The organism is Methanosalsum zhilinae DSM 4017, from assembly GCF_000217995.1.
GTDB classification, from domain to species: Archaea; Halobacteriota; Methanosarcinia; order Methanosarcinales; family Methanosarcinaceae; genus Methanosalsum; species Methanosalsum zhilinae.
On sequence record NC_015676.1, the window covers coordinates 965,470 to 992,463 of the forward strand.

25 protein-coding genes are annotated in these 26,994 nt (G+C 37.3%); 21 read left to right on the forward strand and 4 right to left on the reverse strand.

Going from position 1 to position 26,994, the window contains the following annotated elements; genetic code table 11:
• The first annotated feature begins 155 nt into the window (after positions 1-155).
• From MZHIL_RS04505 to MZHIL_RS04525, 5 genes are all read left to right on the forward strand, one after another.
• Entirely contained in the window at positions 156-713 is a 558-nt protein-coding gene (locus MZHIL_RS04505) for a CBS domain-containing protein (protein WP_013898187.1), read from the forward strand.
• Positions 714-847: 134 nt separating this feature from the next.
• Complete coding sequence (locus tag MZHIL_RS04510) at positions 848-2,002, forward strand: pyridoxal-phosphate-dependent aminotransferase family protein (protein WP_013898188.1); 1,155 nt, start codon at positions 848-850, stop codon at positions 2,000-2,002.
• Between the two features lie 26 nt (positions 2,003-2,028).
• Positions 2,029-2,493: a riboflavin synthase gene (ribC, locus tag MZHIL_RS04515; protein ID WP_013898189.1), complete on the forward strand. Its 465-nt coding sequence runs from the start codon at positions 2,029-2,031 to the stop codon at positions 2,491-2,493.
• Positions 2,494-2,539: 46 nt separating this feature from the next.
• Positions 2,540-2,944, forward strand: coding sequence for a 6,7-dimethyl-8-ribityllumazine synthase (gene ribH / locus MZHIL_RS04520; protein ID WP_013898190.1), 405 nt, complete (start codon positions 2,540-2,542; stop codon positions 2,942-2,944).
• Between the two features lie 32 nt (positions 2,945-2,976).
• On the forward strand, positions 2,977-4,116 hold the full coding sequence (locus MZHIL_RS04525; protein WP_013898191.1) for a pyridoxal phosphate-dependent aminotransferase: 1,140 nt from the start codon (positions 2,977-2,979) through the stop codon (positions 4,114-4,116).
• A gap of 49 nt (positions 4,117-4,165) precedes the next feature.
• Here the strand turns inward: MZHIL_RS04525 and MZHIL_RS04530 are convergent, their stop codons facing one another.
• On the reverse strand, positions 4,166-4,594 hold the full coding sequence (locus MZHIL_RS04530; RefSeq protein ID WP_013898192.1) for an adenylyltransferase/cytidyltransferase family protein: 429 nt from the start codon (positions 4,592-4,594) through the stop codon (positions 4,166-4,168).
• A gap of 240 nt (positions 4,595-4,834) precedes the next feature.
• On the opposite strand from MZHIL_RS04530, the gene MZHIL_RS10200 reads away from it, so the two are divergent.
• From MZHIL_RS10200 to MZHIL_RS04590, 13 genes are all read left to right on the forward strand, one after another.
• Positions 4,835-6,694 (forward strand): PAS domain S-box protein, encoded by a 1,860-nt coding sequence (locus MZHIL_RS10200; RefSeq protein ID WP_013898193.1) that lies wholly within the window; start codon positions 4,835-4,837, stop codon positions 6,692-6,694.
• A 68-nt stretch (positions 6,695-6,762) separates the two neighbouring features.
• Positions 6,763-9,066, forward strand: a complete 2,304-nt coding sequence (locus MZHIL_RS04540; RefSeq protein WP_013898194.1) for a PAS domain S-box protein — start codon at positions 6,763-6,765, stop codon at positions 9,064-9,066.
• 174 nt (positions 9,067-9,240) lie between these two features.
• Positions 9,241-10,749 carry a homocysteine biosynthesis protein gene (locus MZHIL_RS04545; protein ID WP_013898195.1) on the forward strand — a complete coding sequence of 503 codons (1,509 nt, stop codon included), beginning with the start codon at positions 9,241-9,243 and terminating at the stop codon, positions 10,747-10,749.
• Positions 10,746-11,132, forward strand: coding sequence for a 4Fe-4S binding protein (locus MZHIL_RS04550; RefSeq protein WP_013898196.1), 387 nt, complete (start codon positions 10,746-10,748; stop codon positions 11,130-11,132). The genes MZHIL_RS04545 and MZHIL_RS04550 overlap by 4 nt, the downstream gene beginning before the upstream one ends.
• Positions 11,133-11,139: 7 nt before the next feature.
• The gene (locus MZHIL_RS04555; RefSeq protein WP_013898197.1) at positions 11,140-11,850 is read left to right on the forward strand and encodes a UPF0280 family protein; all 711 of its coding nucleotides are present in this window, start codon (positions 11,140-11,142) and stop codon (positions 11,848-11,850) included.
• 105 nt (positions 11,851-11,955) lie between these two features.
• A complete protein-coding gene (locus tag MZHIL_RS04560) occupies positions 11,956-12,990 on the forward strand; it encodes an AI-2E family transporter (RefSeq protein WP_013898198.1) in 1,035 nt (344 codons plus the stop codon).
• Positions 12,991-13,109: 119 nt separating this feature from the next.
• The gene (locus MZHIL_RS04565) at positions 13,110-14,225 is read left to right on the forward strand and encodes a methylcobamide--CoM methyltransferase (protein WP_013898199.1); all 1,116 of its coding nucleotides are present in this window, start codon (positions 13,110-13,112) and stop codon (positions 14,223-14,225) included.
• A gap of 95 nt (positions 14,226-14,320) precedes the next feature.
• Positions 14,321-15,001 (forward strand): LiaF transmembrane domain-containing protein, encoded by a 681-nt coding sequence (locus MZHIL_RS04570; protein ID WP_013898200.1) that lies wholly within the window; start codon positions 14,321-14,323, stop codon positions 14,999-15,001.
• 84 nt (positions 15,002-15,085) lie between these two features.
• On the forward strand, positions 15,086-15,808 hold the full coding sequence (locus tag MZHIL_RS04575; protein ID WP_013898201.1) for a M48 family metallopeptidase: 723 nt from the start codon (positions 15,086-15,088) through the stop codon (positions 15,806-15,808).
• Positions 15,809-16,114: 306 nt separating this feature from the next.
• A complete protein-coding gene (locus MZHIL_RS04580; protein ID WP_013898202.1) occupies positions 16,115-17,812 on the forward strand; it encodes an AMP-binding protein in 1,698 nt (565 codons plus the stop codon).
• Positions 17,813-17,840: 28 nt separating this feature from the next.
• Positions 17,841-18,083 carry a 4Fe-4S dicluster domain-containing protein gene (locus MZHIL_RS10280; protein WP_013898203.1) on the forward strand — a complete coding sequence of 81 codons (243 nt, stop codon included), beginning with the start codon at positions 17,841-17,843 and terminating at the stop codon, positions 18,081-18,083.
• 18 nt (positions 18,084-18,101) lie between these two features.
• Positions 18,102-19,163 (forward strand): 3-methyl-2-oxobutanoate dehydrogenase subunit VorB, encoded by a 1,062-nt coding sequence (locus MZHIL_RS04585; protein WP_013898204.1) that lies wholly within the window; start codon positions 18,102-18,104, stop codon positions 19,161-19,163.
• A 1-nt stretch (position 19,164) separates the two neighbouring features.
• Positions 19,165-20,598, forward strand: a complete 1,434-nt coding sequence (locus MZHIL_RS04590; protein ID WP_013898205.1) for a 2-oxoacid:acceptor oxidoreductase family protein — start codon at positions 19,165-19,167, stop codon at positions 20,596-20,598.
• 38 nt (positions 20,599-20,636) lie between these two features.
• Here the strand turns inward: MZHIL_RS04590 and MZHIL_RS04595 are convergent, their stop codons facing one another.
• From MZHIL_RS04595 to MZHIL_RS04605, 3 genes are read right to left on the reverse strand one after another with little or no spacing between them, the layout of a single operon-like run.
• A complete protein-coding gene (locus tag MZHIL_RS04595; RefSeq protein WP_013898206.1) occupies positions 20,637-22,271 on the reverse strand; it encodes an AMP-binding protein in 1,635 nt (544 codons plus the stop codon).
• 14 nt (positions 22,272-22,285) lie between these two features.
• On the reverse strand, positions 22,286-22,717 hold the full coding sequence (locus MZHIL_RS04600; RefSeq protein ID WP_013898207.1) for an acyl-CoA thioesterase: 432 nt from the start codon (positions 22,715-22,717) through the stop codon (positions 22,286-22,288).
• A gap of 21 nt (positions 22,718-22,738) precedes the next feature.
• On the reverse strand, positions 22,739-23,317 hold the full coding sequence (locus tag MZHIL_RS04605; protein ID WP_013898208.1) for a helix-turn-helix domain-containing protein: 579 nt from the start codon (positions 23,315-23,317) through the stop codon (positions 22,739-22,741).
• 187 nt (positions 23,318-23,504) lie between these two features.
• On the opposite strand from MZHIL_RS04605, the gene MZHIL_RS04610 reads away from it, so the two are divergent.
• From MZHIL_RS04610 to MZHIL_RS04620, 3 genes are all read left to right on the forward strand, one after another.
• Positions 23,505-24,020: a gamma carbonic anhydrase family protein gene (locus tag MZHIL_RS04610; protein WP_013898209.1), complete on the forward strand. Its 516-nt coding sequence runs from the start codon at positions 23,505-23,507 to the stop codon at positions 24,018-24,020.
• A 195-nt stretch (positions 24,021-24,215) separates the two neighbouring features.
• Entirely contained in the window at positions 24,216-25,493 is a 1,278-nt protein-coding gene (locus MZHIL_RS04615; protein WP_013898210.1) for a cation:proton antiporter, read from the forward strand.
• Between the two features lie 136 nt (positions 25,494-25,629).
• The gene (locus tag MZHIL_RS04620; protein ID WP_013898211.1) at positions 25,630-26,994 is read left to right on the forward strand and encodes a sensor histidine kinase; all 1,365 of its coding nucleotides are present in this window, start codon (positions 25,630-25,632) and stop codon (positions 26,992-26,994) included.

A 26,994-nucleotide genomic window follows, 5' to 3' on the forward strand; every position in this document is an offset into this window, starting at 1 on the left:
TAATTTTTCATTATCAATAACAGATTTAATTTTTTATAATTTACTGACATAATTGACATAACCTATTGTAGAATAAACGCAATGGATATATTCATTGGTATAGTTATAGATTCACCAATTATTTTATATATTTATAATTACCATCAGTAATATACATGCAACTTCCCACACCTGAAACTATCAAGAAAAAAAGAACTGAACTTCTAATGACTCAAAATGAGCTTGCTAAAAGGGCTGGTGTAAGTCAACCACTGATTGCAAGAATCGAAGCTGGAGACGTTGATCCCAGATTATCAACCCTGAGAAAAATATTTGATGCTCTTGAAGAGGTTGAAAATGAAAATATACTGGTAAAAGATGTCATGCATTATCCGGTTATTCATATATCTCCGGAGGATACTGTAGATCGGGCTGTTCATTTGATGGAAGAATATGGTTTTTCTCAGATTCCTATAATTTCTAACGGGGTTCCCATTGGAAGTATATCTGAAGATATGATCGTAAAATCTATGGCCGATAAGAAAAGTTCGGCAATTTCAAAGATGAAATCAATTGACCTTATGGAAGGTTCTTTTCCGACTGTATCTCCGGATAATGACATTTCAATCGTGTCTCCTATACTTGAAAGGAGTCATGCAGTACTGGTTATGGAAAAAGGAACTGTTGTGGGCGTTATAACCAAGCACGATGTCATGAAATTATTGCATTCCTGATCAAGATTGAAATGATTAGCTAAAATTATATAATAGATCCTCATTAAGAATGAATGCCTAATCATTATTTGAAAAATCTACTATTCAAGCAAATGTCTAATTTAAATTTTTTCTAAACAGAAGGTGAACCCAATATGGATCTGGAAGATAAATTGCTTATGATGCCCGGGCCTGTTCCGGTAGCACCACGTATTCTTAGAGCTATGTCAAAGCCAATGATAAATCATAGAAGTATGGAATTTTCAAAGATTTATGATGACTGCCGGAAAAGTCTGAAAAAGATATTCAATACCAATAACGACATCTTTGTTATAAGTGGTTCTGGCACAGCTGCTATGGAAGCTGCAATAGGTTGTACTTTAGGGAAAAACGATTCAATTGTTGCAGTAGAAAATGGTAAATTTGGTGAAAGGTTTAAGATCATAGCTTCAAGATATGGAAAGGTCATTCCTGCAGAGTTTGAGTGGGGGGAATCTATAGACCTTGATCTGGTTGAAGATAAGTTATCAGAAGGCGCAAAAGCAATTGCAATGGTGCACAATGAAACATCCACCGGTATCTTAAATCCTGCAGAGGATATCGGCAAACTTGCAAAAAAATATGATGCTCTGTTTATAATGGATGGTGTTACATCCATTGGTGGAGATGAGGTTATGGTTGATAAGTGGGGTGTTGATATTGCTGTTGTGGGGTCTCAAAAATGTATTGGTGCTCCACCTGGTCTTTCGATGATATCTGTAAGCGAAAAAGCATTTGATCTTATGGAAGGTGTAGATTCAGTACCATATTATTCGGACCTTAAAGCCTATAAGAAAAGTGCAGATAAAGAACTAACTCAGACTCCATATACTCCTGCTATACCGCTGTTTTACGGACTTCAGGAATCCCTTAATATAATAATGGAGGAGGGAATGGATGCAAGAATCAATAGACACAGGACATTTGCCATGGCTGTTAGGAAGGCAATGGAATCAATGGACATTGAAATGTTTCCGTCATTAAACGAATACAGCGGATATTCAAATACTGTTTCGGCCATGAAGGCACCTGAATCCATCAATGGGAATGATCTGAAAAGAGAAATGCTTGAGAGAGGTATAATTATAGCTGGTGGACAGGCACACCTTAGCGGTAAGATTTTCAGGATAGGAAATATGGGTAATATAAATGCAAACAGCCTGCTAACAACTCTGCAGTCACTTGAAACTGTTCTTCATAAGCATGGTCATATAACGGATTTTGGTGCAGGAATAGAAGCTGCTTCTGATGTTTTGGATAAAGTTTTATAACAGAAATTATTCAATTATAGATATATATGAAAACTATAGGGGTTGTTGATACTACATTTGCACGTTTTAACATGGGTAGTGCAGTAGTCGATGAGATTAAACAACACGTATCAGCAAGAATTAAACGTGTGACTGTACCTGGAATAAAGGATCTTCCGGTTGCCAGTAAGAAATTGATCGAAGAGGAGGACTGTGATCTTGTGATTGCACTGGGAATGCCGGGTTCAAAGGATATTGATAAGGTATGTGCCCATGAAGCTTCCACCGGTTTGATCCAGGCCCAGCTTATGACCAACAGGCACATAATAGAAGTATTTGTTCATGAAAATGAAGCAGGTAGCGACAAAGAACTTGCATATCTGATGGAAAAACGCTCACGTGAACATGCATTAAATGCTGTCAAGCTGCTGTTTAAGCCTGAAGAACTGGTCAAACAGGCTGGAACTGGGCAACGTCAGGGCTTTGAGGATGTAGGTTCAATTGGAATGTAAAAACTTATTTAGTTGACCAATAAATAGCGAAATTTGGAGATAGTTTATGTCAATAAAACTGGGATTTGTTGTAGCTGAATTTAATAGAGACCTTACATATCAGATGGAATTACTTGGAAAGGAGCATGCAAAATTTTTGGGAGCTGAGGTAGTAGATACCATTCTTGTACCAGGAGTATATGACATGCCTCTTGCAATCAAGAATCTATGTAAGAGAAATGATATTGATGCGGTAGTAACAATGGGAATGGTTATAGAAGGTGTTACTGAGCATGATGAAATCGTAGTGCAGCACGCTTCCAGAAAAATCATTGACCTGTCATTGGAATTCGATAAACCGGTTACTCTGGGGATTGCAGGGCCTGGAATGACCCGTATGGAAGCTCATCAGAGAGTGGATTATGCCAAGAGGGCTGTGGAAGCGGCTGTTAAGCTTGTACAGAGACTATAATTATATATATTATCACGCATTTTGAGGTTTTGATGGCATCTACAAGGCTTAAGCGAATGGAAGAATCGGCAACAATTCGAATAGCAAACATTGCAAACAGATTAAATAAACAGGGGGCAGATGTAATAAGTTTTAGTCTGGGGGAGCCTGATTTTGATACCCCAAAGCATATTTGTGATGCTGCATCAAAAGCCATGTTTGATGGAGCAACCCATTATGCACCTTCAATGGGAATTCCGGAACTTAGAAAAACAATTGCAGAAAAGCTTTGTACTGAAAACAGGCTTGATGTAACTGAAGACAATATCCTGGTAACACCAGGAGCAAAACAGGCCATTTTTGAGATAATGATGTCGGTTCTTGATGATAATGATGAAGCGATTCTGTTTGATCCAGCGTGGGTCTCCTATGATCCATGTGTCAAGTTTGCAGGTGCAAACAGCGTATGGGTTCCAACAGATCCCGATAATGGATTTATGCCTGAAGATGTATCTGAATACATAACACCAAAGACCCGCATCATAGTTGTAAATAGTCCATGTAATCCTACAGGCGGGGTATATGATAGGGATGTGCTTAAGCAGATTGCAGATGTAGCTATAGACAATGACCTGTTTGTCCTCTCTGATGAGATATATGAAAAGATAATTTATGAAAGAGAACATGTAAGTATCGGATCGATGGATGGCATGGAGGAGAGAACCATTACTGTAAATGGCTTTTCAAAAGCTTATGCAATGACTGGTTGGAGGCTTGGGTATGCATGTGCCCCTCCTGAGATCCTTAAAGGCCTGTTAAAAATTCATTCGCATTCTGTAAGCAGTGCTACAACATTTGCCCAGTATGGTGGAGTAGCAGCACTTACAGGTGATCAGGAACCTGTAAGTGAAATGGTCCGGGAATTCAGGACAAGACGTGATATTCTGTTAGATGGGTTGAATTCGCTGGGAATCAGATGCAAAAAGCCTGACGGTGCATTTTACGCATTTGCTGATGTAAGCGATTACGGCACCGGTGATGAGGTTGCAGAAGAGATGTTGTCAAAAGCGCATGTGGCAGTTACGCCAGGATCTGCTTTTGGAGAAAGTGGAAAAGATTTTATCCGTATATCTTATGCAACATCTCAGTCAAGGATACATGAAGCTCTAGAAAGAATTGAAAGCATTCTTTAAAGTTCTTGATTTATTTCTATACTTACAAATCTTTTTTTATTATCCTTCATCATTTGTCAGTTGAATAACGGTCAATGATTTCTTTAATAATCTTACCACTGCTGCAAATATCACATTCCCGGAATTTAGAAACACGAACAACCTTTATATCAAACCCTTTTTCCTTCAGTGTTTTTTCAAGTTCCTGCTGGTCAAAATGCTGATCATGTCCCAATGCAATGATGTCTGGATTAATTTTTCTTAGTGGTTCAAATATATCATGCTTACTTCCTGCAATTGCTCTGTCAACAACTTTTAGTTCATTTACCATCATTACGCGCTGTTTTGTAGGTATTATAGGTCTGGGCTTATGTTTGATCATGGATTCCCATGCAACAATTACGAATAGTTCATCTCCCAGCTTTTTTGCTTCAGTAAGATAGTGCACATGTCCCGGATGTAAAATATCAAATGTACCTGTTGCAAGCACCCTTGTCAAAAAAATCACCGTTTGGAAGATAGTCAATGTATTTGGATTAATAGATTTTACAGGATTTACTGCTATAGGTTATAAAGATAAATAAATTTATTGACATAACCAAAATTATAGAAACAAGTATTGTAAAAACGGCGTTATCTTTTTATCAATATCCGGTCTAATTATTAATAAGAAAACATTTTTATTAAGCCATATTTACCGATGCAAGGGTCAGATGTTGAATTTTGGGGATACTGAACTATGAATATTAAAATCAGGGATTTTTGTGAATTACTGTTTGGAGACCTGCAGAATGGTATATGGGTGGTTGATAAAAATGGATCTGTTGTTTTTGCTAATAGCTCGATGAAAAGATTTCTTGGTATTGAAGATAATAATAGATCTATGGGAATTTTTGATAAATATTTATCTCAACAGTCTTTAAATGGAGTTGTATATTATGATAGACTGGCAGTAAAGGTAAAGACACTGCTTCAGGTAATTCCATTTGAAAATATGACAATGGAGACCACCTCTGGAAACCATCTATATGGCAGTGGTATGTTGATACCCTATCTTGATGAAAATAGCAATTATAGTGGATTTTTTGGCGTTCTTGAAAACATCAAGAGCTGTCAGAATGAAAAGGAATTTTTTGGCTCAAAAAAAAGTTCGGAGAAAAAACTGCAATCCGTTTATAGGAACAGTCCTGTAGTAGCTTTTCTCTGGAGTGCTGAAAAGGACTGGCCTGTAAAGTATGTTTCTGAGAACATATCCCAGTTTGGATACATTGCTGAAGAGTTAATGTCTGGAAATCTCAAGTATGGTGATCTAATTCATCCGGAAGATATTGATAAGGTCAGGAATGAAGTAGCAAGATATGAATCTGAAGGAAAAACGTTCTTTTCTCAGGAATATAGAATATTAACCAAAAAGGGAAAAGTAAGATGGGTTATTGAAAGATCTCTGATAGAACGTAATGAAGATGGAATACCGATTCATTTTCAGGGTATAATAATTGATATAACTGAACGCAAGAAAGCAGAAAAGGCACTTGAAGAATCTGAAAAAAAATTCAGGGCTCTTTTTGAAAATGCAAATGATGCTATTCTATTACATGATCTTGATGGCAATTTTCTGGAAGTGAACAAAGTAGCCTGCAGTAAACTTGGATATGCAAGAGATGAATTATTGAAAATGAATATTAAAGATTTCATTTCTCCAGAATGTACTCTTACTGCTTATGAAATGATTAAAAAAGCAAAAGATGATAAACATTCGGTATTTGAAGTTGTTCATGTGCGTAAGGATAACTCTACTTTCCCTGCAGAATTGAGTACCAGCCATTTCAGGTATCATGGAAAATCTGTAATTCTTTCAATATGCAGAGACATCTCAGAAAGAAAGCAGGCAGAGAAGAAACTGAAAAAGTATGCTGATGAGCTTGAGCGCTCAAATGAGCTAAAAGATCTGTTTACAGATATTCTTCGACATGATCTTCTAAACCCTGCAGGAATAATCGACGGTTTTACAGAAACGGTTCTGGAAATGGAAAATAATGAAACAAAGATCGAGATTCTGCAGAAAATAAGGAACAACAATAAAAAAATCATTCATATGATAGAAAGTGCTTCAGAGTTTGCACGTCTGGAAACCATGGATGATATTGAATTTAAAAAGATTGATATCTGCAGTTTAATTGACGATGTAATTGAGAATTTTGAGCAAGATATTTCTCAAAAGAATATGGATGTTGAATTTATTTCCACTCAGAAATGTTATGCTTTGGCTAATGAGGTCATTGAAGATGTATTCTCGAATCTGTTGTCCAACGCCATCAAATATAGCCCTGAAGGTAGTAAGATATTGATTGAAATAGCTGATAAAGACGATTACTGGAAAGTTCAGGTGATAGATGAAGGAGTGGGTATTCCCGATGAACATAAATTGCATATATTTGATCGGTTCAAAAGAGCTGCTAAAGGTGGAGTGAAAGGAACGGGATTGGGGCTTGCTATAGTAAAAAGAATTGTTGAACTTCATAAAGGAGAGTATGGGGTTGAGGATAATCCGAAGGGGAAAGGAAGTAAATTCTGGATAACCCTAAAAAAGTATACCTGATCTGCCTGAATATTCATAATTGTTTATAAGAATGGATATGTTACTAAAAAATCTCATGGACATTAATCATGAAAAAATCAAGCAACAAGGGAAATGGAAATATTGAGAATTTATCTGACAGGATATTAGATCATATTTTGACGGGAATATGGGCTGTTGATGAAAACGATTTGATTGTTTACTTCAACCATGCTATGGAAAAAATTTCTGGAATATCAAAAGAAGAAATCATTGGTTCAAAGATCATGAACTATATTGATGAAAATGTACTCCAGGATGAAGGTCATTTCAGAGAAATGTTCCTTAGAGCAAAATATTCGAGGGAAATAACTAGATACCGGGCAATTCCAATGACCACTCCTGCCGGCAATCTGATCTACCAGAGTGGAGTACTTATTCCTCTCATTGGAGATACCGGTAACTATACGGGAATGATAGGAACAGTTGAAGATGTTACCGGACAGGACCTTGAAGAACAAATCACAAAAGTTAAACCGGAAACTGAAAAAACACTGGAATCTATCTATAGAAATAGTCCTGTAGTAGCTTTTCTCTGGAGTGCTGAAAAGGATTGGCCGGTAAAATACGTTTCTGAAAACATTTCCCAGTTTGGATACAGGCCAGATGAATTCACATCAGGAAAACTACTATATGGAGATATAATTCATCCAGAAGATGTAAAAAAAGTCCGGTCAGATATTTCAAGAATAGAAATTGAGGACCAGATGTATTTTACAAAGGAATATCGGATACTTACCAAACAATCTGATATACGCTGGGTTACTGAAAGATCAATGCTTGTCAGAAATCGGCATGGTGAACCTGTATATTATCAGGGGATAATTATTGATATTACCGAAAGAAAACTGGCTGAAGAGGCTCTTAAAGATTCCGAAAAAAAATATCGATTGATCTTTGAAAATTCACCACTGGGTATCTTTCATTTTGATTCAAATGGAGTTGTAACACACTGCAATGAAAAACTTGCTGATATTCTGGGAATATCAAAAGACGAAATCATTGGGTTTGATATGATTCGATCCCTTAAGGACGAGAGCATGAGGAAAGCTTTTGAAGCTGTATTTTCCAGAAAGCCTGGACATTATGAAGGATATTATCAGGCTGTTACGGGAAGTAAATATACACCAATAAAGGCTGATTTCAGCCCAAATATTGCAGAAGACGGTTCTCTTCTTGGCGGAGTTGGAATTATTGGAGATATCAGTGAAAGAAAAAAGGCAGAGGATGCACTCAGGGCATCAGAGCAAAAATACTCGAGCCTGGTGGAGAAAAGCAATGATGGAATTGTAATTCTTCAGGACTATATACTAAAATTTGCAAATAACAAGATGGCTGAAATACTGGGATATTCTAAAGAAGAAATCACAGGCAAATCCATGTCATCGTTTATACCTGAAAAATACAGGGATATGGTTCTGGAAAGATATGAAAAAAGGATAAAAAAAGATCCAAATATTCCTAATAAGTATGAAATAGAACTTATTTCTAAAAGTGGAGAATATGTCCCTGTTGAGATCAATGCATCATTTATTGAGCATGAGGATAGGCCTGCAGATATGGCGATTATACGGGACATTACAGAAAGAAAAAAGGCTGAAGAGGAGCTGAAAAAATATACCGAAGAACTAGCAAGGGCAAATGAAGAACTCAAATCGCTTGACAAAATGAAAGATGAGTTCTTATCCAATGTCAGCCATGAACTAAAGACACCACTGGTTTCCATCAAAGGATATGCAGAAATTCTGTATGAAGAAACGGTTGGTACTCTTAACAATGGACAGAAAAATTCTCTAGCCAAGATTGTACGTAATTCTGAAAGACTTATGAGAATGGTCAATTCTCTGTTATTTATCAGTGCTGCAGAAGGGGAGGGAGTGGAGTATAAATCTGAAAAGGTAAATATTCAGATCCTCATTGATGAGGTTATAGAAGATATCTCATTGCAGGCAAAGTCCAAGAATATGAAGATCGAAAAGAAAGTATCTTCAGATCTTCCGCCTGTTTTTGGAGATAAAGAAAAACTGGCAGATATGCTCATCAATATACTGGATAATTCTCTAAAATTTACTCCTGAGGAAGGAAAGATTTCAATTTCTGCTTCAGAAGATAAAGGTAGTTTACATATCATTATTTCTGATAGTGGAATAGGCATTCCTGATGAACTGATACCCTACCTGTTTAAAAAATTCTATCAGGTTGATGCATCTATCAGAAGAAAATATGGAGGAACTGGACTGGGACTGTATATATGTAAGAACATTGTTGAAGCTCATGGAGGAAAGATGTGGATCGAAAGTGTGGAAGGGGTTGGAACAACAGTTCACGTCATGTTGCCTGGCAATAGTAGATAGACAGATTGAATAATATTGCTATGTATATTTGAAAGTATTTTTATTGTATTAGAATTTAAGTAAAGGATGTCTGTTTAATTCATAATCAGTATGAGATATTTGATACAATTAAAGGTATCAACTGGAAATTAACTGTAATATCTCGTATGTTTGTTACCTGGAGAGGACTTCAATATGGTAAAAAAAACAATCCATGATATCAATAGAAAGATCAGAGATGGAAACGTCAATGTAGTAACTGCAGAAGAAATGGTTGATATTGTAAGGGAGCTTGGTGCAGAGAATGCAGCAAAGGAAGTTGATGTTGTTACAACCGGTACATTCGGTGCGATGTGTTCATCAGGAGCCTGGTTGAATCTGGGACACTCTGATCCTCCTATTAAAATGGAAAAGGTGTGGCTTAATGATGTTGAGGCCTATACAGGTGTTGCAGCAGTGGATGCATATATTGGTGCTACACAGTTATCTATTTCACAGGGTATGGAATACGGAGGAGCACATGTTATAGAAGATCTAATAAGCGGAAAATCCGTTGATGTTCATGCAACTGCTTATGGTACAGACTGTTATCCCAGGAAAGTTCTGGATACCACTATTACGATAGATGATCTTAATCAGGCAACGATGTTAAATCCCCGCAACGCATACCAGAAATACAATGTTGCCACTAACAGCTCCAATCGCACTCTTAACACATATATGGGTGTATTGCTACCGAATAATGGAAATGTGACATTTTCAGGTGCCGGTGTTCTGTCCCCGCTATTTAATGATCCCAATTATGAAACTATCGGAACTGGAACTCGAATCTTTCTTGGAGGCGGACAGGGTTATATTACAGGAAATGGAACACAGCATGATCCGACAAATAATTTTGGAACCCTGATGGTACAGGGAGATATGAAGAGCATGGATCCTGAATACATAAGAGCAGCAACATTTACTGGCTACGGTACTTCCCTTTATGTTGGAATAGGTGTCCCAATACCTGTGCTCAATGAGGATATAGCCAGGGCAACTGCAGTAACAGATGATGATATTATTACGAATGTACTTGATTATGGGGTACCCAGCCGTAATAGACCTGTTATACGTAAGGTATCCTACGGGGAATTGAAATCGGGATCAATTGATATAAACGGAGAAGAAGTTCCTGCCTCTTCACTTTCCAGTTTCAGAACAGCAAGAAAAATATCAAGGCAGTTGAAGCAGTCTATTTCAAGTGGAGAATTTTTTGTAAGTATGCCTGTAGATAGATTATCCAGTACTGGCTTTTCAAAACCCATGAAACAGACAAGCGTAAATCCGCTTGTTGGAGACATCATGTCCACTTCTGTGGTAACTATCAGGCAAAGTGCCAGTACATATGAAGCAGCAAAGAAAATAATGGACTGTTCATTCAATCACCTTCCAGTGGTTTCTGATGAGAATGTAATTGTGGGTATAGTGACTTCCTGGGACATTTCAAAAGCTGTTGCCCAGAAAAAATTTGATTTTGTTGAGGATATTATGACCCGCAATGTGGTTACTGCTACACCGGATGAAGCAATTGATATTGCTGCATATCGCCTTGATCAGAATCTTGTTTCTGCATTGCCTATTGTAGATAATCAAAAACGTGTGATTGGTATAATCACAAGTGATGATATCAGTAAACTTCTTGCAAGGAGAGGGAATTTATGAAAATCAGAATTAACATTTCATCGGATGTTGTTGGACAGCCCATAGTTGCAGAATCTATCATAGAGACTGGAACTCTGCTGAACATTTCTCAGGCACATTTCGATTCTACAAGAGGAGAAATTGTAGCTGATGTTGCAGATGATGAATTCATTCGTATTAAAAAAGCTTTGACAAATCGTGGAGCAGAAGTGGTTGTTCTTGATACGCCTATCATACATGATGAGGAAGAATGTGTGGATTGTGGTGCCTGTATATCTGTATGTCCTGTGAATGTATTCTCATTTGATGATGAATGGGAGCTCAAGGTGGATAAAGAAAAATGTATTCAATGTGGTACATGTATTCAGATGTGTCCTCATGATGCTTTAACTCTTGAGAGATGAAAATTTTATGAAAGAGTACTTCCAGATAAAAGAAACTGCTGTTACAATAATCGCAGATGAAAGATCACACATCGATGCTGCAAAAAAAGCTATTATATCCCATCGTGATCTGCTTGAGAGATTTATCTATAGTGAGCCATATTTTAAAATTGCTATGGAACCATACGATGTTCCTGAGAATGCACCGGAGATCGTCAAAAGGCTTGCAGAGGCAGGAAATATCATGAGCATTGGTCCAATGAGTGCCATAGCAGGTACAATTTCTTCTCTTGCAGTTGAATCAATGATTGATGAGGGTGCTACTTATGCAATAGTAGATAATGGAGGAGATATAGCTCTTGTAAATGATAGAGAAGTTGTGATTGGGGTCTATGCAGGCCAATCGCAATTCAAAAATCTTGCATTCTTGATCCCGCCAAAAGATAAAATAACAGGTGTTTGTACCTCTTCAGGAACAGTTGGACCTTCCATAAGTTTTGGTTTTGCAGATGCTGCTATTGTATTTTCTGATAATGTGTCTCTGGCGGATTCTGCAGCTACTGCGCTTGGTAACAGCACAGATATCAATTCCGAAAATATTGAAACTGCATTTGAAGTGTTGAATGTACCAAATATAGAAGGTGCGGTATTGATACAGGACGATAAGATGGGAATATATGGTCAGGTCCCTGAAATTGTAAAAGCAGATATAAAATATGATTGTATTACTAAAGCCTGAGAATATTGTTTTATCTCAAAATTGTTCGAAGCTAGTTAGTTATACTGGGATGTATATTTATTAAAGTAGAATTAATATGTTAATATCTTATATACCGGTGATCACATGAATATGGATAGCAGACAACTTGATGAAAGAAAGGTCAGGATGATTCTGGCTGTAGTATCGGTGGTTATAATCGCTGCTATTCTTATTTATGCACTGCTTCCATATATCAATGCCTTTTTTGGAGGGTTTATCTTGTTTGTTTTATTCAAACCTCTATTTACTTTTCTTCATTTCAGGCTTGGTATCAGAAAACAAATATCAGCTCTGGTAGTACTTTTTACAACCATTGTTCTGGTTATTTTTCCTTCTTATTTCCTGGTAAAAATGGTGGCTGCCGAATTTCAGTATGCGATTGCAAACATATCAATTGTTGTTGATTATGTTGCTGTAATTGATGAAATGTTTCCTCAACTGGGAGTTCAGGAAACTGTAAATGAACAAATTGGAAATATAGAAGGAGCTATTACCGCATTTTTGATGGATATCCCCCAGCGTCTGTTCCATATTGGAATAATTCTTACAATAATGTATTTTCTTCTTTATTACCTTCTGGTCAGTGAAGAAAGTGTGATGAAAACCATCTATCGTGTTGTTCCATTTCATGATGAACACGTGGCAGAATTATTTAATGAATTCAAAAAAATAGTTAATACCACAGTTATTGCAGCCGGTGTAGTTGCAGTTGTGCAGGGTGGGTTGTTGATTATTGCATTCCTGATATTTGATATTGAAGGTGCTTATTTCTGGGGGTTCATAACAGGTATTCTTTCAATTCTACCTGTTGTTGGTCCGACTCTTGTGTGGTTCCCGGCGGGTGTATTTCTGATAATTCAGGAGAATTATATAGCTGGGCTTGGAATATTTATTTTTGGGATAATATTAAGTAACGTTGACAATTTGATAAGACCATTTATTGGTCATAAGATAGGGCAGATCCATCCTTTTATTACTTTACTTGGAATTTTTATTGGTGTTTCTCTGTTTGGACTAATAGGACTCATAATCGGTCCGCTACTTCTTATGTACTTTGTCCTTATGGTGCAGATGTTTTATGAGGAGTATATGCAGCAAAGGGAAGAATGCAAGCAATGATATCATGTAATTTGCAGAATCATATCCAATAAAACCTGAAATATAAGGTCATATATACCAGTCCATCTATAGTTTTATTATAGTTATACTGCAATTATTCACAATAGAAGATGTTGCAAATGATAGACGAAATGAGTTCAAAAGAGAGATTTATCAATGCTCTCAACGGAAAGGAAACGGATCGAGTTCCATATGGATATCTATGGTTTGGGGCTGGAAATAATGTTCTAAGACAGATGGATGCCACAATGGATGATGTATATAGATCTGCTTCTGGTATTGCACAGGCACAGATACTTGCAAGGAAAATGTACCATCATGACAATGTGATGGCTCCATGGGGTTGTTTGCTGGTGGAAGCTGAAGCTCTTGGAACGAAAATAAAGTTAAAGTCCAATGGTTATCCAGTAATAGCTGAATATGCATTAAACTCTGCGGATGAGTTTGCAGGTGTTGATCCTGATATCATTAACAGCTCGGAGAGAATTGAGACCATTAAAGAAGCAATCTCTATTCTTAAAAAGGAAATCGGAGATGAAGTTTTTATTGCAGGGTCAATGATGTCTCCTCTAATGCTTGCACATCAGTTAATTAAAGGAGATCAGATGTACTATGATCTTATTCAGAATCCCGATAGTTTCCATTCACTCCTTGATATTCTGACCCACAGCTGTATCCTGTTTGCGGACTGTCTGCTTGAATCGGGTGCAGATGGTGTTTTTGTAGAAAATGGGGGAAGTACAGCTGATCTGTTCAGTCCGGAAATGGCAAACGAATTCGGGACTTATTATACAAAAAAACTGTACTCCCATGTACAGAAAAACCATGGTTATGTCATCTCTCACAACTGTGCAGTTCATGCATTTTATGATCAGGAAATGGATTTAAAACCTGATGCATTAAATTTTGCATTTGGAGATGTCAAATCTCTGAAAAATAAATATGGGGTTGAATGTGAAAAGCTGCACAATCATAAAAATATGGGTTGCAAGCAGAGGTACTGTTTCAACGATCTGAGAAATATGATGAATAAAGATATCTGCCTGATGGGAAATATTACCCCTGGTGTATTTTTCTCTGATTCGGATAAAGATATTAAATTTGAAGTGGACAGTTGTCTTAACAATGCTGATAAAAACAGGTTTATATTATCTACAGGCTGTGAAATTCCATTGAATACCCCACTGGAAAAGATGGATGAACTCTGGCGTGTGATAAATTCACATTGGCTATGAAAATGTAATTTATATCTCTATTTGAGATCATGGTTTTTAGAAGTTGTTTATAACTAAAGATCAATTTAATTATATCAAATTCAGGAGTTATTGGTATGAAAAAAATCTCTTATCAAATTAGCTTTGGTTTAATGATACTGATAATAGGGGTGCTTCTTCTTCTTAGGACAACCGGTATTTATGATACCGGAGAGTTATTGATCTATACTCCTTCTTTATTTGTTCTTTTTGGAATATATATACTTATAAGAAGCAGGTTTAGACGTGTGGGAACCCCCTTCTTTTTGATTGTATTGTTTGGAACCTTTCAGCTAATTGTTCTGGAAATAGTAACTGTGGACACTATTCAGGACTGGTGGCCATTGTTAATTATTCTGGCTGGGTTGTGGATACTGATCAGAAAATTGCGCTTCTCTTCTGAAGAAAAGGAAGATCGAAGTAACAGTGATAGAACCAAAATACGCTCAATTCTGGGAGGAGTTGAAAATATAAATACATCCAATAATTTTAAAGGGGGAGAAATTTTTACTCTTTTTGGAGGAGCAGAACTCAATCTGAAACTGGCAGAGGTTAAGGATACCAGTGAAATAAAGATAGTTGTTCTTTTTGGAGGTACTGAGATCATAGTTCCTGAAAATTGGAATGTTAACATTGATGTATTCCCCATTCTTGGTGGCGTTGAAGATAAAAGGTCCGTAGTTAATGCAGATAAAGAAAAACCTGACCTGAAGATTACTGGCTTTGTGGGTTTTGGCGGTTTTACACTGAAAAACTAAGTATTGCTTTTTATCATACAGCATTTTAATTTTTATTTGACAATAATACTTATTTGAGATTCAAACATTACAGTAAATATAACAATGCCCTCCATAAGAATTGAAAACAGAACCATAGAATATGAACTGATATTTTCCAGCCGCAAAAAGACAATCGGGCTTCAAATAGATGCAAACAATCATCTTATTGTAAGGGCACCACAATCCCTTTCAGAAAAACAGGTAAATGATCTGCTAAATCAAAGATCAAAATGGATCATTTCAAATCTTGACGGCTCATCTCAGATGAGTAAAAATCATGAAAAGAAGTTTGTTGATGGTGAAATTTTTTTGCTGAAAGGTCAGAGTTATTCATTGAAGATTGACTTTAATACTTCAGAGGGAGGAATAGTTGAGATTAAAGATGATCAACTTATTGTATCGATTTCTCCTACAATCTCCAGATATGGCCAAAGTGTTTTTATCCGCAATCTTCTCATTGATTTTTACAGAAAAGAAGCAGAAAAAACTATCTTTGAAAGAATAAAATACTATCTCAAATTCTTTGATTCAGAGCCTGCTTCTATAAAAATAAAATACATGAAAAGCAGATGGGGCAGCTGCTCCGGGCAGAACAGGCTGAGCTTTAATATGAGGATCATTATGGCCAAAGTTGATGTAATTGATTATCTGATAGTGCACGAGTTATGTCATCTGAAACATAAAAATCATTCCCGCAAATTCTGGAATTCAGTTAAAGCTATATTGCCTGATTATGAAAAGAGAAAGAAATGGTTAAGAGAGAATGAATATCTTCTGCAGCTGTGAATCAGCGACCTTGAGGAAAATTGATACCATGTTATACTGTCTACTTTTATCAATTTCTATTTGGTAATTTGACAAAGTTAAATGAATCGACTGGTAGTTTCATGCAATTATTTTGAATCGAATATAAAGATATAAATAATATAATTCTTTTTTTTTACAAATTAATTTGTGTTTTTTCATATTTATTAGTGTAATATTGTAAATGTATCATGTAAGAACAATTAGATAATGCTATAAACATAAATTAAATAGCAGGAAATCGATGGTAAAGCCTAATTTTAATTTAATAACCCAGGTGAAAAAAATATGTCTTCGATGTTGGATAAGTTTGTAAACAGATCAGATTTTGATTCTTATCAGGACTTTAAGAATAATTTTAAGATAATTGTTCCAGAAAATTTTAATTTTGCTTATGATGTAGTTGATGTTTATGCAAATCAAGAGCCTGACAAACTGGCTATGATATGGTGCAATGATAATAATAAAGAACAATTCTTTACTTTCAAAGAACTCGAAGAATACAGCAATAAAGCGGCCAATGTATTCAGTAAGTTAGGGGTTAAGAAAGGCGATAATGTAATGCTGACATTAAAGAGCCGCTATGAATTCTGGTTTTGTCTTCTTGGACTTCACAGAATAGGCGCTATAGCTGTACCTGCCACTCACATGCTAACTTCCAAAGATCTGGAATACAGGTTTGAACGTGGTAATATAAAAATGATAGTTAGTGTCAGTGAGAATGAACTGCTCGACCATATTGATCAGGCAGACAATAATACCAATGGGATCGTAAAATATAAAGCATCACTTGGGGGCAATAGGGCTGGATGGATTGATTTTCTTGATGAGATAGGTAACGCGTCATCTGAATTTGATCGCCCTGTCGGTAACCAGGCAACTTCAAATGAAGATATATCCCTGATGTATTTTTCATCGGGAACTACAGGGCTTCCAAAAATGGTTGAACATAATTTCACCTATCCTCTTGGTCACATAATTACTGCAAAATACTGGCAGAACGTGGAAGATGAGGGACTACATTATACTGTTGCAGATTCAGGCTGGGCTAAGTGTGTTTGGGGTAAAATTTATGGTCAGTGGATATGTGGAAGTGCTGTATTTGTATATGATTATGAACGTTTTGATGCACAGAATATGCTTGAGAAAGCTGCAAAATATGGTGTAACTACATTTTGCGCTCCGCCTACAATATATAGATTCCTGATCAAGGAAAATCTGGATGATTATAATTTCAGCAGCTTAAAGTACTGTGTGGTTGCAGGTGAGCCCTTAAATCCTGAAGTGTATGAAAAGTTCTATAAGTATACAGGCATTAAGCTGATGGAAGGTTTTGGTCAAACAGAGACAATCGTCACAATTGCTACTTATCCCTGGATGGAACCAAAACCAGGTTCAATGGGTAAACCATCTCCTGAATATACCATAGAACTGCTGAATCCTGAAGGAAAACCATGTGGTGCTGGTGAAGAAGGAGAAATTGTCATCAATACCAGAGATGGTATCCCAATTGGAATATTTTGCGGCTATCGTTCAGATACTGAAAAGACAAATTCAGTGTGGAATGATGGTTATTATCATACCGGTGATATGGCATGGATGGATGAAGATGGATATTACTGGTTTGTAGGAAGGTCGGATGATATTATCAAAACATCCGGGTACCGTGTTGGACCCTTTGAGGTAGAAAGTGCACTGATAGAACATCCCTGCGTGCTGGAATGTGCTATAACAGGTGTGCCGGATGAGATCCGGGGACAGATTATTAAGGCATCTATTATATTAGCTAAAGGATATACTCCGGATGACGAACTTAAAAAAGAGCTCCAGGAACATGTGAAAAGTGTTACAGCACCTTACAAGTATCCACGTGTCATAGAATTTGTAGATGAGTTACCAAAAACAATTAGCGGTAAGATACGCAGGGTGGAAATACGTGAACATGATTCTGAAAGTTCCAGGAAAGATGAATTGAAAAGCATGTAAATTTTAGATATGAAGCAAGGGTTATAATATGCTAGCAAAATCCGATACTAAAGAGCCATACCCCGTAATACATATAATTGAATGCAAAGGATGTGGTCGTTGTGTTCCTGATTGTCCAAAAAGTGTTCTTGAATTGAGTAACCAACTCAATGAAAGGGGCTATCATTACATTGTATATTCGGGGACAGGATGTACTGGTTGTGGAAATTGTTATTATACCTGTCCTGAACCGTCTGCAATAGAAGTGCATATACCAATCAAGGAAAAGTAATATTCAGGAGATCTACTTATGGCGACACAATTGATCAAAGGTAATTCTGCAGTTATAATCGGTGCATTATATGCAGGATGTGACTGTTTCTTTGGCTACCCTATAACTCCTGCAAGTGAAATACTTCATGAAGCATCTGCTCACTTTCCAAAATTAGGGCGAAAATTTGTTCAGGCGGAATCCGAAGAAGCTGCAATAAATATGGTCTATGGAGCAGCAGCTGCCGGTCATAGAACAATGACCGCTTCTTCAGGACCTGGTATCAGTCTAAAGCAGGAAGGAATATCTTATCTGGCAGGAGCAGAACTTCCTTCTGTGATAGTTGATATAATGAGAGCAGGTCCAGGACTTGGAAACATTGGACCGGAACAGGGCGACTATACTCAGGTAGTAAAAGGAGGAGGCCATGGGAATTTCAGAAATATTGTTCTTGCTCCCAACTCAGTTCAGGAAATGTGTGATATGACAATAAAAGCATTTGAACTATCCTTCAAGTACCGCAATCCTGCCTTTGTGCTTGCAGACGGAGTTCTTGGACAGATGGTTGAGCCTCTAAAGTTCCCGGAAACTGCAGTCAAACCTGAACCGGATACTTCATGGGCTGTATGCGGTAATGCAGAAACCCGGCAGAACCTGGTGAGTTCTATATTCCTTGATTTCGACCAGCTTGAAGAATTCAATTTCCAGCTACAAAAAAAATATGAGTTAATTAAGGATAAAGAAGTGGATTATGAAGAATACCATGTTGAAGATGCGTCCATAGTACTGGTTTCCTATGGAATAAGCAGCCGTATTTGCAGGTCTGCAGTTGATGTTGCACGTAAAGAAGGGCTGAAAGTAGGATTGTTCAGACCAAAGACGCTATTCCCATTCCCTGAAAAAGAACTAAAGAAAATAGCAGATTCACATGAATGTACTTTTATTTCTGTAGAAATGAGCAATGGACAGATGAAAGAAGATATTATCCTGGCCACCAGATTCACAAGACCGGTTGAACTTGTTAACCGAATGGGTGGAAATCTTATTACACTGGATGAGGTAATGGATTGTATATATAAAGTTGCAGGTAAGGAGGAATAAAATGACTGAAAAAGTCCTTAAAAGACCGGATTCAATGTATGCTGAATTTACACGCAAAGGAGGCGCTGCTCCTACTGCAACTCATTACTGTCCTGGATGTGGGCATGGTATTATCCATAAGCTTATAGCTGAAGCAATGGATGAACTGGAAATACAGAATCGCAGTGTGATGATTAGTCCTGTAGGCTGTGCAGTATTTGCATACTATTATTTTGACTGTGGAAATCTACAGGTAGCACATGGCAGGGCTCCTGCTGTAGGTACTGGAATGTCCAGGGCAAGGGATGATTCCATAGTTATGGCATATCAGGGAGATGGAGACCTTGCATCCATAGGATTGAATGAAACTATCCAGGCAGCCAATCGCGGAGAAAAAATTGCAGTTTTCTTTGTTAATAATACAGTATACGGAATGACTGGCGGGCAGATGGCACCAACTACTATGATAGGTGAAAAGACAGTTACCTGTCCTGAGGGAAGATGTGCAGAAGAAGCCGGATATCCACTGCACATGGCAGAGCTACTGAATGAGCTGAAAGCACCTGTATTCATTGAACGTGTTTCTGTTTCAGATATATCTCACATAAAAAAAGCTAAAAAAGCTGTAAAAAAGGCATTGCAGGTTCAGAAAGAGGAGAAAGGATATACTTTTGTGGAATTTCTTGCAGCTTGCCCTACAAATCTTAGGCAAAGCAGTGAACAGAGTATAAGGTTCATAAATGAAGAGGTGGAAAAAGAATTTCCTCTCAAGAACTTCCGAGATCTGTCTGAGCAGGTACAGCCAATTATAAGAGGCAAAAGCGATTTTTCAAAAGAAGCGCTTGACAGTATATTTGATCTGGAGCATGATTCTTCAATGGATTCAATGGATACTCCAGATTTTGACCAGATTGGTGTTAAAATAGCAGGCTTTGGAGGGCAGGGTGTACTTAGCATGGGCTTAATACTGGCCCGTGCAGCCTGTGATGAACAGCTTCATGTTTCCTGGTATCCTTCCTATGGTCCCGAGCAGAGAGGAGGAACATCAAATTGCTCTGTAATAATTTCAGGCAGCTCCATTGGCTCACCGGTAGTTTATCAGCCCGATATCCTGGTTGCCTTCAATCGTCCCTCTTTAGAAAAGTTTGCAAAGGATGTGAAGAAAGACGGAGTTATAATCTATGATTCTACTGTTGGAGACTGTGATGCTATCGTTCCTGAAGGAGTAACTTCAATATCAGTACCTGCAACCAGAATAGCAATGGAAGCAGGCTCCAAAAAAGGAGCAAATACAGCTATGTTGGGAGTAATGCTGGCTATAGGCAGAACCCGACTGTCAGATGATGCATTTAATAGAGCAATTGAAGAAACTTTTGCGCATAAACCAAAGCTTATATCTCTTAATCAGAAGATTCTCAATGCTGCTACTGAATGGACAAAAAACAATGTGAAATAAGCTCCTGAAAAAATTCACGAGCTTTTTTCTAACTTTATCTATTTTTGCAACAGTTTTTGTGCCATTTCTCTCAATTTGAACTTCTGCACTTTACCACTGGCTGTCATTGGATATTCATCAACGATGAAGACATGTTTTGGAACTTTGTACCTTGCGATCTTACTGATAGCATAATCCCTGATATCAGCTTCTGTGAGATCTGAATTATCCTGCAGTATGACAAAGGCACCAACGATCTCACCGTATTTATCGTCAGGAATGCCAATAACCTGTGCATCTTTAATTCCAGGGACTGTGTAGAGGAATTCTTCAATCTCTTTTGGGTAAATGTTTTCTCCACCACGGATGATCATATCCTTGATTCTGCCGGTAATGCTGTAATAACCATCTTTATCCATGATGGCAAGATCTCCGCTGTGCAGCCATCCGTCTTCATCAATTGTTTTTTGAGTCATTTCCGGCATTTTGTAATATCCTTTCATAACATTGTATCCTCTGCAGCAGATCTCTCCTGGCTTATCAGGACCCAGTGTTTCACCGGTTTCAGTATCAATTATTTTAACTTCTATTTCAGGCAATGCGGTACCCACAGTATTTACTCTTTTTTCCAGTGGATCATCGGTACTTGTTTGTGTAAATACTGGAGAGGCTTCAGTCAATCCATAAGCAATTGTGATTTCGTCACAGTTCATATCATTCATTACTTTTTTCATAGATTCGGTGGGGCATGGAGAACCTGCCATAATTCCAGTTCTGAGTGAGGAGAGATCGAACATTTCAAACATTGGATGAGAGAATTCTGCGATAAACATTGTAGGAACGCCATAGAGTGCAGTACATTTTTCTTTCTGTACAGCTGCAAGGACCATCAGCGGATCAAAGTTCTCTATCATTACCAGTGTCCCTCTATGTGTTAAAGTTGCCAGTACACCAAGTACAATTCCAAAACAGTGGAACAGAGGTACCGGCAGACATAATCTGTCTTTTTCTGTGAATTTTTGGCGTTCTCCAATATAATATCCATTATTCAGTATATTTTTATGTGTCAGCATCACTCCTTTTGGAAAACCAGTTGTTCCGGAGGTATATTGCATATTTATAACGTCGTCACTTTTAAGTGAATTTTTGATATGATTTAACTTATCGTCAGTGAAGGTATTTCCAAGGAGGAGAAGTTCATTGGTGTTATACATTCCACGATGTTTTTCCTGGCCAACAAATATTACACTTTTCAGTTCCGGAAATTCACTACTTTTGAGATGACCTCTGGGTTGTGTCTTTAGTTCCGGAACCAGCTCATATATGGTCTGAATATAATTCACATCTCTGAACCCATCTATGATTGCAAGTGCTTTCATATCGGACTGTTTGATCACATAGGCAATTTCATGGCTTCTATATGCAGTATTGACCGTTACAAGTACAACACCTATCTTTGCAGTTGCAAATAAAAATGTCAGCCAGTCAGGTACATTTCTGGCCCAGATCCCCATGTGATCTCCTTTATTCAGTCCAATTGCAAGCAAACCCTTTGCCAGTCTGTTAACTCTTCTATTGAATTCTCCATAGGTAAACTTTAGATCTCTGTCAGGATAAACAATAAATTCATGATCAGGGTCTTCGTTGACCATTTGTTCAAAAATATCTGCAATTGTTTCTTCTGTAAACTGCATTATATAATCTCCAGCTATTCTTTTGCGTTTTTCCATGTAATATTGTCTTCTGGAATCATATGCTCCATCAGCACTTCTCTAATCTTACCTTTTATTGGAACTGCTTTTTTATTCTTGAAATCATAGTGAACAATAACCGCTTTACCTCTTACGTTCAGTTTTCCGTTTTGCCATGCTTCATGTCCTATTGTAAACGAAGTATTTCCAATTCTTAGTATATAGGATCGGATCTCAACATCGCCATTAAAGAACATCTCGCCAAGAAAATCAAACTCGGTTCTTACCATGATAAGTTTCCATTTTTCCCTGCTCAGGTCAAGATCAGGAGTAAATAAGCGGAATATAGGGTTCCTTGCCATTTCAAACCATACCGCGAGAACAGTATTATTAACATGTCCCAATCCATCGATGTCTCCAAAACGTGGAGCTACTGTCAAATTGAACATATTTATCCTCTAAAGCATGCATCAGAATGGTGCATATACGACCGCGAGTATCTGTGCATCGGAGTCACCGTTTGCATATAGGTGATGAGGAATTACAGAATCGTAATAAATACTGTCTCCTTTACTGAGAATGTATTTATCCTCACCGTACTGCAGAGATATTTCTCCTTCCAGTACATAGATGAATTCTTCACCCTCATGGGACGATAAATTTATCTCTTCAGATAGTGATGGACGTATGTCGATTATGAAGGGTTCCATATGTCTATCCTTCTTATCGGCTGCAAGGGAATAAAAATCAAGTGTGCTTCTATCAATATCAGAAGCATTTCCAGAGAAACGGACAACATTTTCAGAATTACCGTTCTTTACCATGACGGCACCATCCTGTTCAGCACCATCAAGCAATGTTCCAAGTCTTACACCAAGTCCTCTGGATATTTGAAGCAGTGGTGCAAGTGATGGAATTAAATCCCCAGATTCTATATGTTCTATCAATTCGATACAGCACTGGCTCGTATCAGCAAGATCTTCAAGGGACATCTCTCTTATTTCTCGTAGTTGACGTACTTTACTACCTACATAATTCTGTTCAGACATTGGTTAATCCTCTGTTTCTGCATAAAAATTAGACTAATAACATTTAGATTCTGGCTTTTAAATAATAAGCTTTTCATTTCTTTCTTGACAGTGTTAATTAGTGATAAAAACAAAATTTAGATAGGAACCTATATGTATTAATGTTTTAGAAATAATTGAATGAAAACCGGGCATACGGGGGTACAATATGATCATTAAATTTAGAGATAAAAATCCATCAATAGCAGATACCGTATTTGTTACAAAATCATGTGAAGTAATTGGTGATGTAGATATTGGTGATAACTCAAGTATCTGGTTCAACGCAGTTCTAAGAGCAGATATGGGTAAAATAGTAATTGGTAAAGGAACAAGTATCCAGGATAATGTTGTAATACATACGGATCCTGGAAATGATGTTGTTATTGGAGACAATGTAACAATTGGACATGGTGCTGTTCTTCATGGTTGTAAAATCGATAGTAATGTTATTGTAGGAATGAATGCTACACTTCTGGATAGCGCTGAGATTGGTGAATACTCTATTGTAGGGGCAAATGCTCTAATTCCTCCAAAAAAGAAATTCTCTTCCCGAAGTATTATTACGGGAGTTCCGGGTACTGTTAGAAGAAAATCATCAGATGATGATATGGAAAGAATAAATGAAAATGCATCTGCTTATGTTGAAATTGCAAGGGAGTACAAAAAAATGCTAAATAAATAATAGTAAATAATATTTCATTTTCAATCAATATGACTGCCGTTTTTCATTCAGTTAGCACTTTTTTAGCTTTAAAAGCATAGGCTGTTAATTGAGACGATTATTTCAGGACTATATAAATACCAGCAGGAAATTAATTACTGTTTTTGTGGTTAAAAAACAATTTAATAAGAAACTGGATGAACAGGCAGACGGCTCATGATATCAATTGATATATTTACTCCTGATAGATATGATATACTTTTACTTTATATCGGGCTCATAGTTCTGATTGCAGCACTGCTTCCCAGGTTTTTATCAAAACATATAGTTACAGAACCTATTTTTTATCTGATGGTTACAGCCGGGATATTTTTCTTTTATCCTGAGAGTCCACTGCCCCATATTGGAGAAGATCCCTACATTGGAAAAAGACTCACAGAACTGGGGGTGATAATTTCTCTTACAGCTGCAGGGCTTAAACTCAAGCGACCTTTTGCCTGGCAAACATGGCGATATGCAGTAAGGCTGCTTGTCATAACCATGCCACTGACTATAGTTATAGTAGCATTTTTTGGATGGAAATTTTTAGGATTTGCACCAGCTACTGCCATGCTTCTGGGAGCTGTAATTGCCCCTACAGACCCTGTTCTGGGAGGGCTGATTGCTCCAAAGGACCCTGTCCTGAATTCCGATTCACAAATTACTGAATCACATCGAGAAGACACTTCACGTCTGGCACTGACAAGTGAAGCAGGTCTTAATGACGGACTTGCTTTTCCGTTTACCAATATGGCTATTGCTATGGCTCTTCTGGGCATCTATCCCTCGTTGTGGTTTACTGACTGGTTAATTACTGACTTTTTTTATAAAATAATTGCAGGTGCTCTGGTGGGCCTGGCTGGAGGGTGGCTGCTAGCTAAAATTGTACTTTGTTGTCCCAAGCCAAGAAATCATAGTTTAGTACTGTATATAGGATCACTGTCGATAAGCCTGACCCTTATTCCTTATGGAATAGCTGAACTGATAAGTTCATATGGTTTTATTGCTGTTTTTGTGGCAGCCTGTGTATTTCGGTATGAAGAATCAGTACATGAAAGCCGGGATATTCTACTTCACGATTTTGCTGAAGAAACTGAACGAATAATGATGGTGATTTTATTTACTATGCTTGGAATTTATATCAATCACGGATTTGTACAGGACTTCCAGTGGTACATGATTCCTGCATCCATTTTCATTTTGGTTATTGTGAGGCCATTAACAGGTCTTGCAGGGCTTATCGGTACACATCTTCAAGAATCTAAGCGATACATTATATCATTTTATGGTATTCGTGGAATTGGATCCCTCTATTATCTGCTCTATGCTTTTTATCATGCCAGTTTTGAACAGAGTAATGAAATTCTTGCTCTTACTACAACGATCATTATTATTTCCATGTTCATACACGGACTTTCAGCGAAAGCTGTTATGAAAAAGCGGAATCTTGAATAATTAAGAATTAAACTCTATCCACTCCACAATGTTAATATTAGAGTGAGGAAATCAATACAGTATCATTCAGGAATCTTTAATTTTACAGCAGATCAAATGCAGAATGGTATTTTCTGCAAAAATGGAGCTTACATAAATGAATGCATATAATCCAAACCAGAATGTTATGGATGCACTTGACCTGAACATAGTTCTGCTGGATTTTGATGGTACAATTGTCTTCTACAACAAACAATGGGAAATTTTTGCAAGAGAGAACGGAAATCCAACACTTAACAACAGTGATATTGGGTCCAATTATCTGGAAGCAGTAAAGAAGGGTATTATTGATGGAGATGAAATTGCCAGAGATGCATACAATGGAATAATGGATGTTATCTGGGGTAAAAGAGCACGTTTTGATCTGGAATACCCATGCCATTCTCCTAATGAAAAACGCTGGTTCATCATGCATGCCAGAAAGTGCATTGATCAGGATCTTGTGGTGATCTACCACGAGGACATAACTGATCGCAAGATAGCAGAAGAGAAACTTAAATCCAGTGAGGAAAAGTACAGAAAACTGGCAGAATCAGCGCATGCTGTTTTATGGGAATATGATATATTGGAAGATAGATGGACTTATGTTTCTCCACAGGTAACAGAAATGCTGGGTTATTCTCCTGAAGAATGGACTGATATTAAATTCTGGGAAGATCATATACATCCAGAAGATCAAAAATGGGCTGTCCAGTACTGCAATGAAAGTACCCAACGTGGGGAGTCTCACACATTTGAGTATCGATTTTTGAAAAAAGATGGCAATATAGCATGGATACGTGATGTTGTTAGTGTTGACATGAAAGACAACATTCCCTTCAAGCTCAGAGGCTTTATGATTGATATTACAGAACGCAAGCGTCTGGAAGACCTGAAAAAGAAAGAACTTCTGCTAAAGGAAGTACACCACAGAGTAAAAAATAATCTTCAGGTGATTTCAAGTTTACTGAATCTCCAGTCCAGAAATTTCAATGATGAGAAAGTAAAAGCTGCTTTCATGGACAGCCAGAATAGAGTTAAATCAATGTCTCTGGCACATGAAAAACTCTATCAATCTTCTGATCTGTCCACAATTGAAATGTCCGATTATGTAAAAAATCTTGCAGGATATCTATATCAGGTATACAAGATTAACAAAGATATTAACCTGATAGTTGAGGCAGATACTGAATATTTTAATGTGGATACTGCAGTTCCCTTTGGCCTGATATTAAATGAACTGATCACAAATTCTCTAAAGCATGCATTTGTTAATAGAAAAGGTGGTCAGCTATTGATCAAATTCATCAACAATAATGGAAAGTATGTGCTGGAAGTGATTGATGACGGAACTGGATTTAATCAGGACATTGAATCACACAGATCACTTGGTCTGAAAATAGTACATATGCTGGCAGATCAGCTAAATGCTACAGTTAGTATTGATACCAGTAAAGGAACAAGAACAGTTATTAATTTTTAA

What these genes read in the sequence shown, in the direction of transcription:
- MZHIL_RS04580 (WP_013898202.1), top strand. Translation starts at nt 16,115, where the DNA reads ATGTCTTCGATGTTGGATAAGTTTGTAAACAGATCAGATTTTGATTCT.
- MZHIL_RS04620 (WP_013898211.1), top strand. Translation starts at nt 25,630, where the DNA reads ATGAATGCATATAATCCAAACCAGAATGTTATGGATGCACTTGACCTG.
- MZHIL_RS04595 (WP_013898206.1), bottom strand. Translation starts at nt 22,271, where the DNA reads ATGCAGTTTACAGAAGAAACAATTGCAGATATTTTTGAACAAATGGTC.
- ribH (WP_013898190.1), top strand. Translation starts at nt 2,540, where the DNA reads ATGTCAATAAAACTGGGATTTGTTGTAGCTGAATTTAATAGAGACCTT.
- MZHIL_RS04605 (WP_013898208.1), bottom strand. Translation starts at nt 23,317, where the DNA reads ATGTCTGAACAGAATTATGTAGGTAGTAAAGTACGTCAACTACGAGAA.
- MZHIL_RS04510 (WP_013898188.1), top strand. Translation starts at nt 848, where the DNA reads ATGGATCTGGAAGATAAATTGCTTATGATGCCCGGGCCTGTTCCGGTA.
- MZHIL_RS04540 (WP_013898194.1), top strand. Translation starts at nt 6,763, where the DNA reads ATGAAAAAATCAAGCAACAAGGGAAATGGAAATATTGAGAATTTATCT.
- MZHIL_RS04560 (WP_013898198.1), top strand. Translation starts at nt 11,956, where the DNA reads ATGAATATGGATAGCAGACAACTTGATGAAAGAAAGGTCAGGATGATT.
- MZHIL_RS04600 (WP_013898207.1), bottom strand. Translation starts at nt 22,717, where the DNA reads ATGTTCAATTTGACAGTAGCTCCACGTTTTGGAGACATCGATGGATTG.
- MZHIL_RS10200 (WP_013898193.1), top strand. Translation starts at nt 4,835, where the DNA reads ATGAATATTAAAATCAGGGATTTTTGTGAATTACTGTTTGGAGACCTG.
- MZHIL_RS04575 (WP_013898201.1), top strand. Translation starts at nt 15,086, where the DNA reads ATGCCCTCCATAAGAATTGAAAACAGAACCATAGAATATGAACTGATA.
- MZHIL_RS04590 (WP_013898205.1), top strand. Translation starts at nt 19,165, where the DNA reads ATGACTGAAAAAGTCCTTAAAAGACCGGATTCAATGTATGCTGAATTT.
- MZHIL_RS04610 (WP_013898209.1), top strand. Translation starts at nt 23,505, where the DNA reads ATGATCATTAAATTTAGAGATAAAAATCCATCAATAGCAGATACCGTA.
- ribC (WP_013898189.1), top strand. Translation starts at nt 2,029, where the DNA reads ATGAAAACTATAGGGGTTGTTGATACTACATTTGCACGTTTTAACATG.
- MZHIL_RS04585 (WP_013898204.1), top strand. Translation starts at nt 18,102, where the DNA reads ATGGCGACACAATTGATCAAAGGTAATTCTGCAGTTATAATCGGTGCA.
- MZHIL_RS04565 (WP_013898199.1), top strand. Translation starts at nt 13,110, where the DNA reads ATGATAGACGAAATGAGTTCAAAAGAGAGATTTATCAATGCTCTCAAC.
- MZHIL_RS04505 (WP_013898187.1), top strand. Translation starts at nt 156, where the DNA reads ATGCAACTTCCCACACCTGAAACTATCAAGAAAAAAAGAACTGAACTT.
- MZHIL_RS04615 (WP_013898210.1), top strand. Translation starts at nt 24,216, where the DNA reads ATGATATCAATTGATATATTTACTCCTGATAGATATGATATACTTTTA.
- MZHIL_RS04545 (WP_013898195.1), top strand. Translation starts at nt 9,241, where the DNA reads ATGGTAAAAAAAACAATCCATGATATCAATAGAAAGATCAGAGATGGA.
- MZHIL_RS10280 (WP_013898203.1), top strand. Translation starts at nt 17,841, where the DNA reads ATGCTAGCAAAATCCGATACTAAAGAGCCATACCCCGTAATACATATA.
- MZHIL_RS04570 (WP_013898200.1), top strand. Translation starts at nt 14,321, where the DNA reads ATGAAAAAAATCTCTTATCAAATTAGCTTTGGTTTAATGATACTGATA.
- MZHIL_RS04555 (WP_013898197.1), top strand. Translation starts at nt 11,140, where the DNA reads ATGAAAGAGTACTTCCAGATAAAAGAAACTGCTGTTACAATAATCGCA.
- MZHIL_RS04550 (WP_013898196.1), top strand. Translation starts at nt 10,746, where the DNA reads ATGAAAATCAGAATTAACATTTCATCGGATGTTGTTGGACAGCCCATA.
- MZHIL_RS04525 (WP_013898191.1), top strand. Translation starts at nt 2,977, where the DNA reads ATGGCATCTACAAGGCTTAAGCGAATGGAAGAATCGGCAACAATTCGA.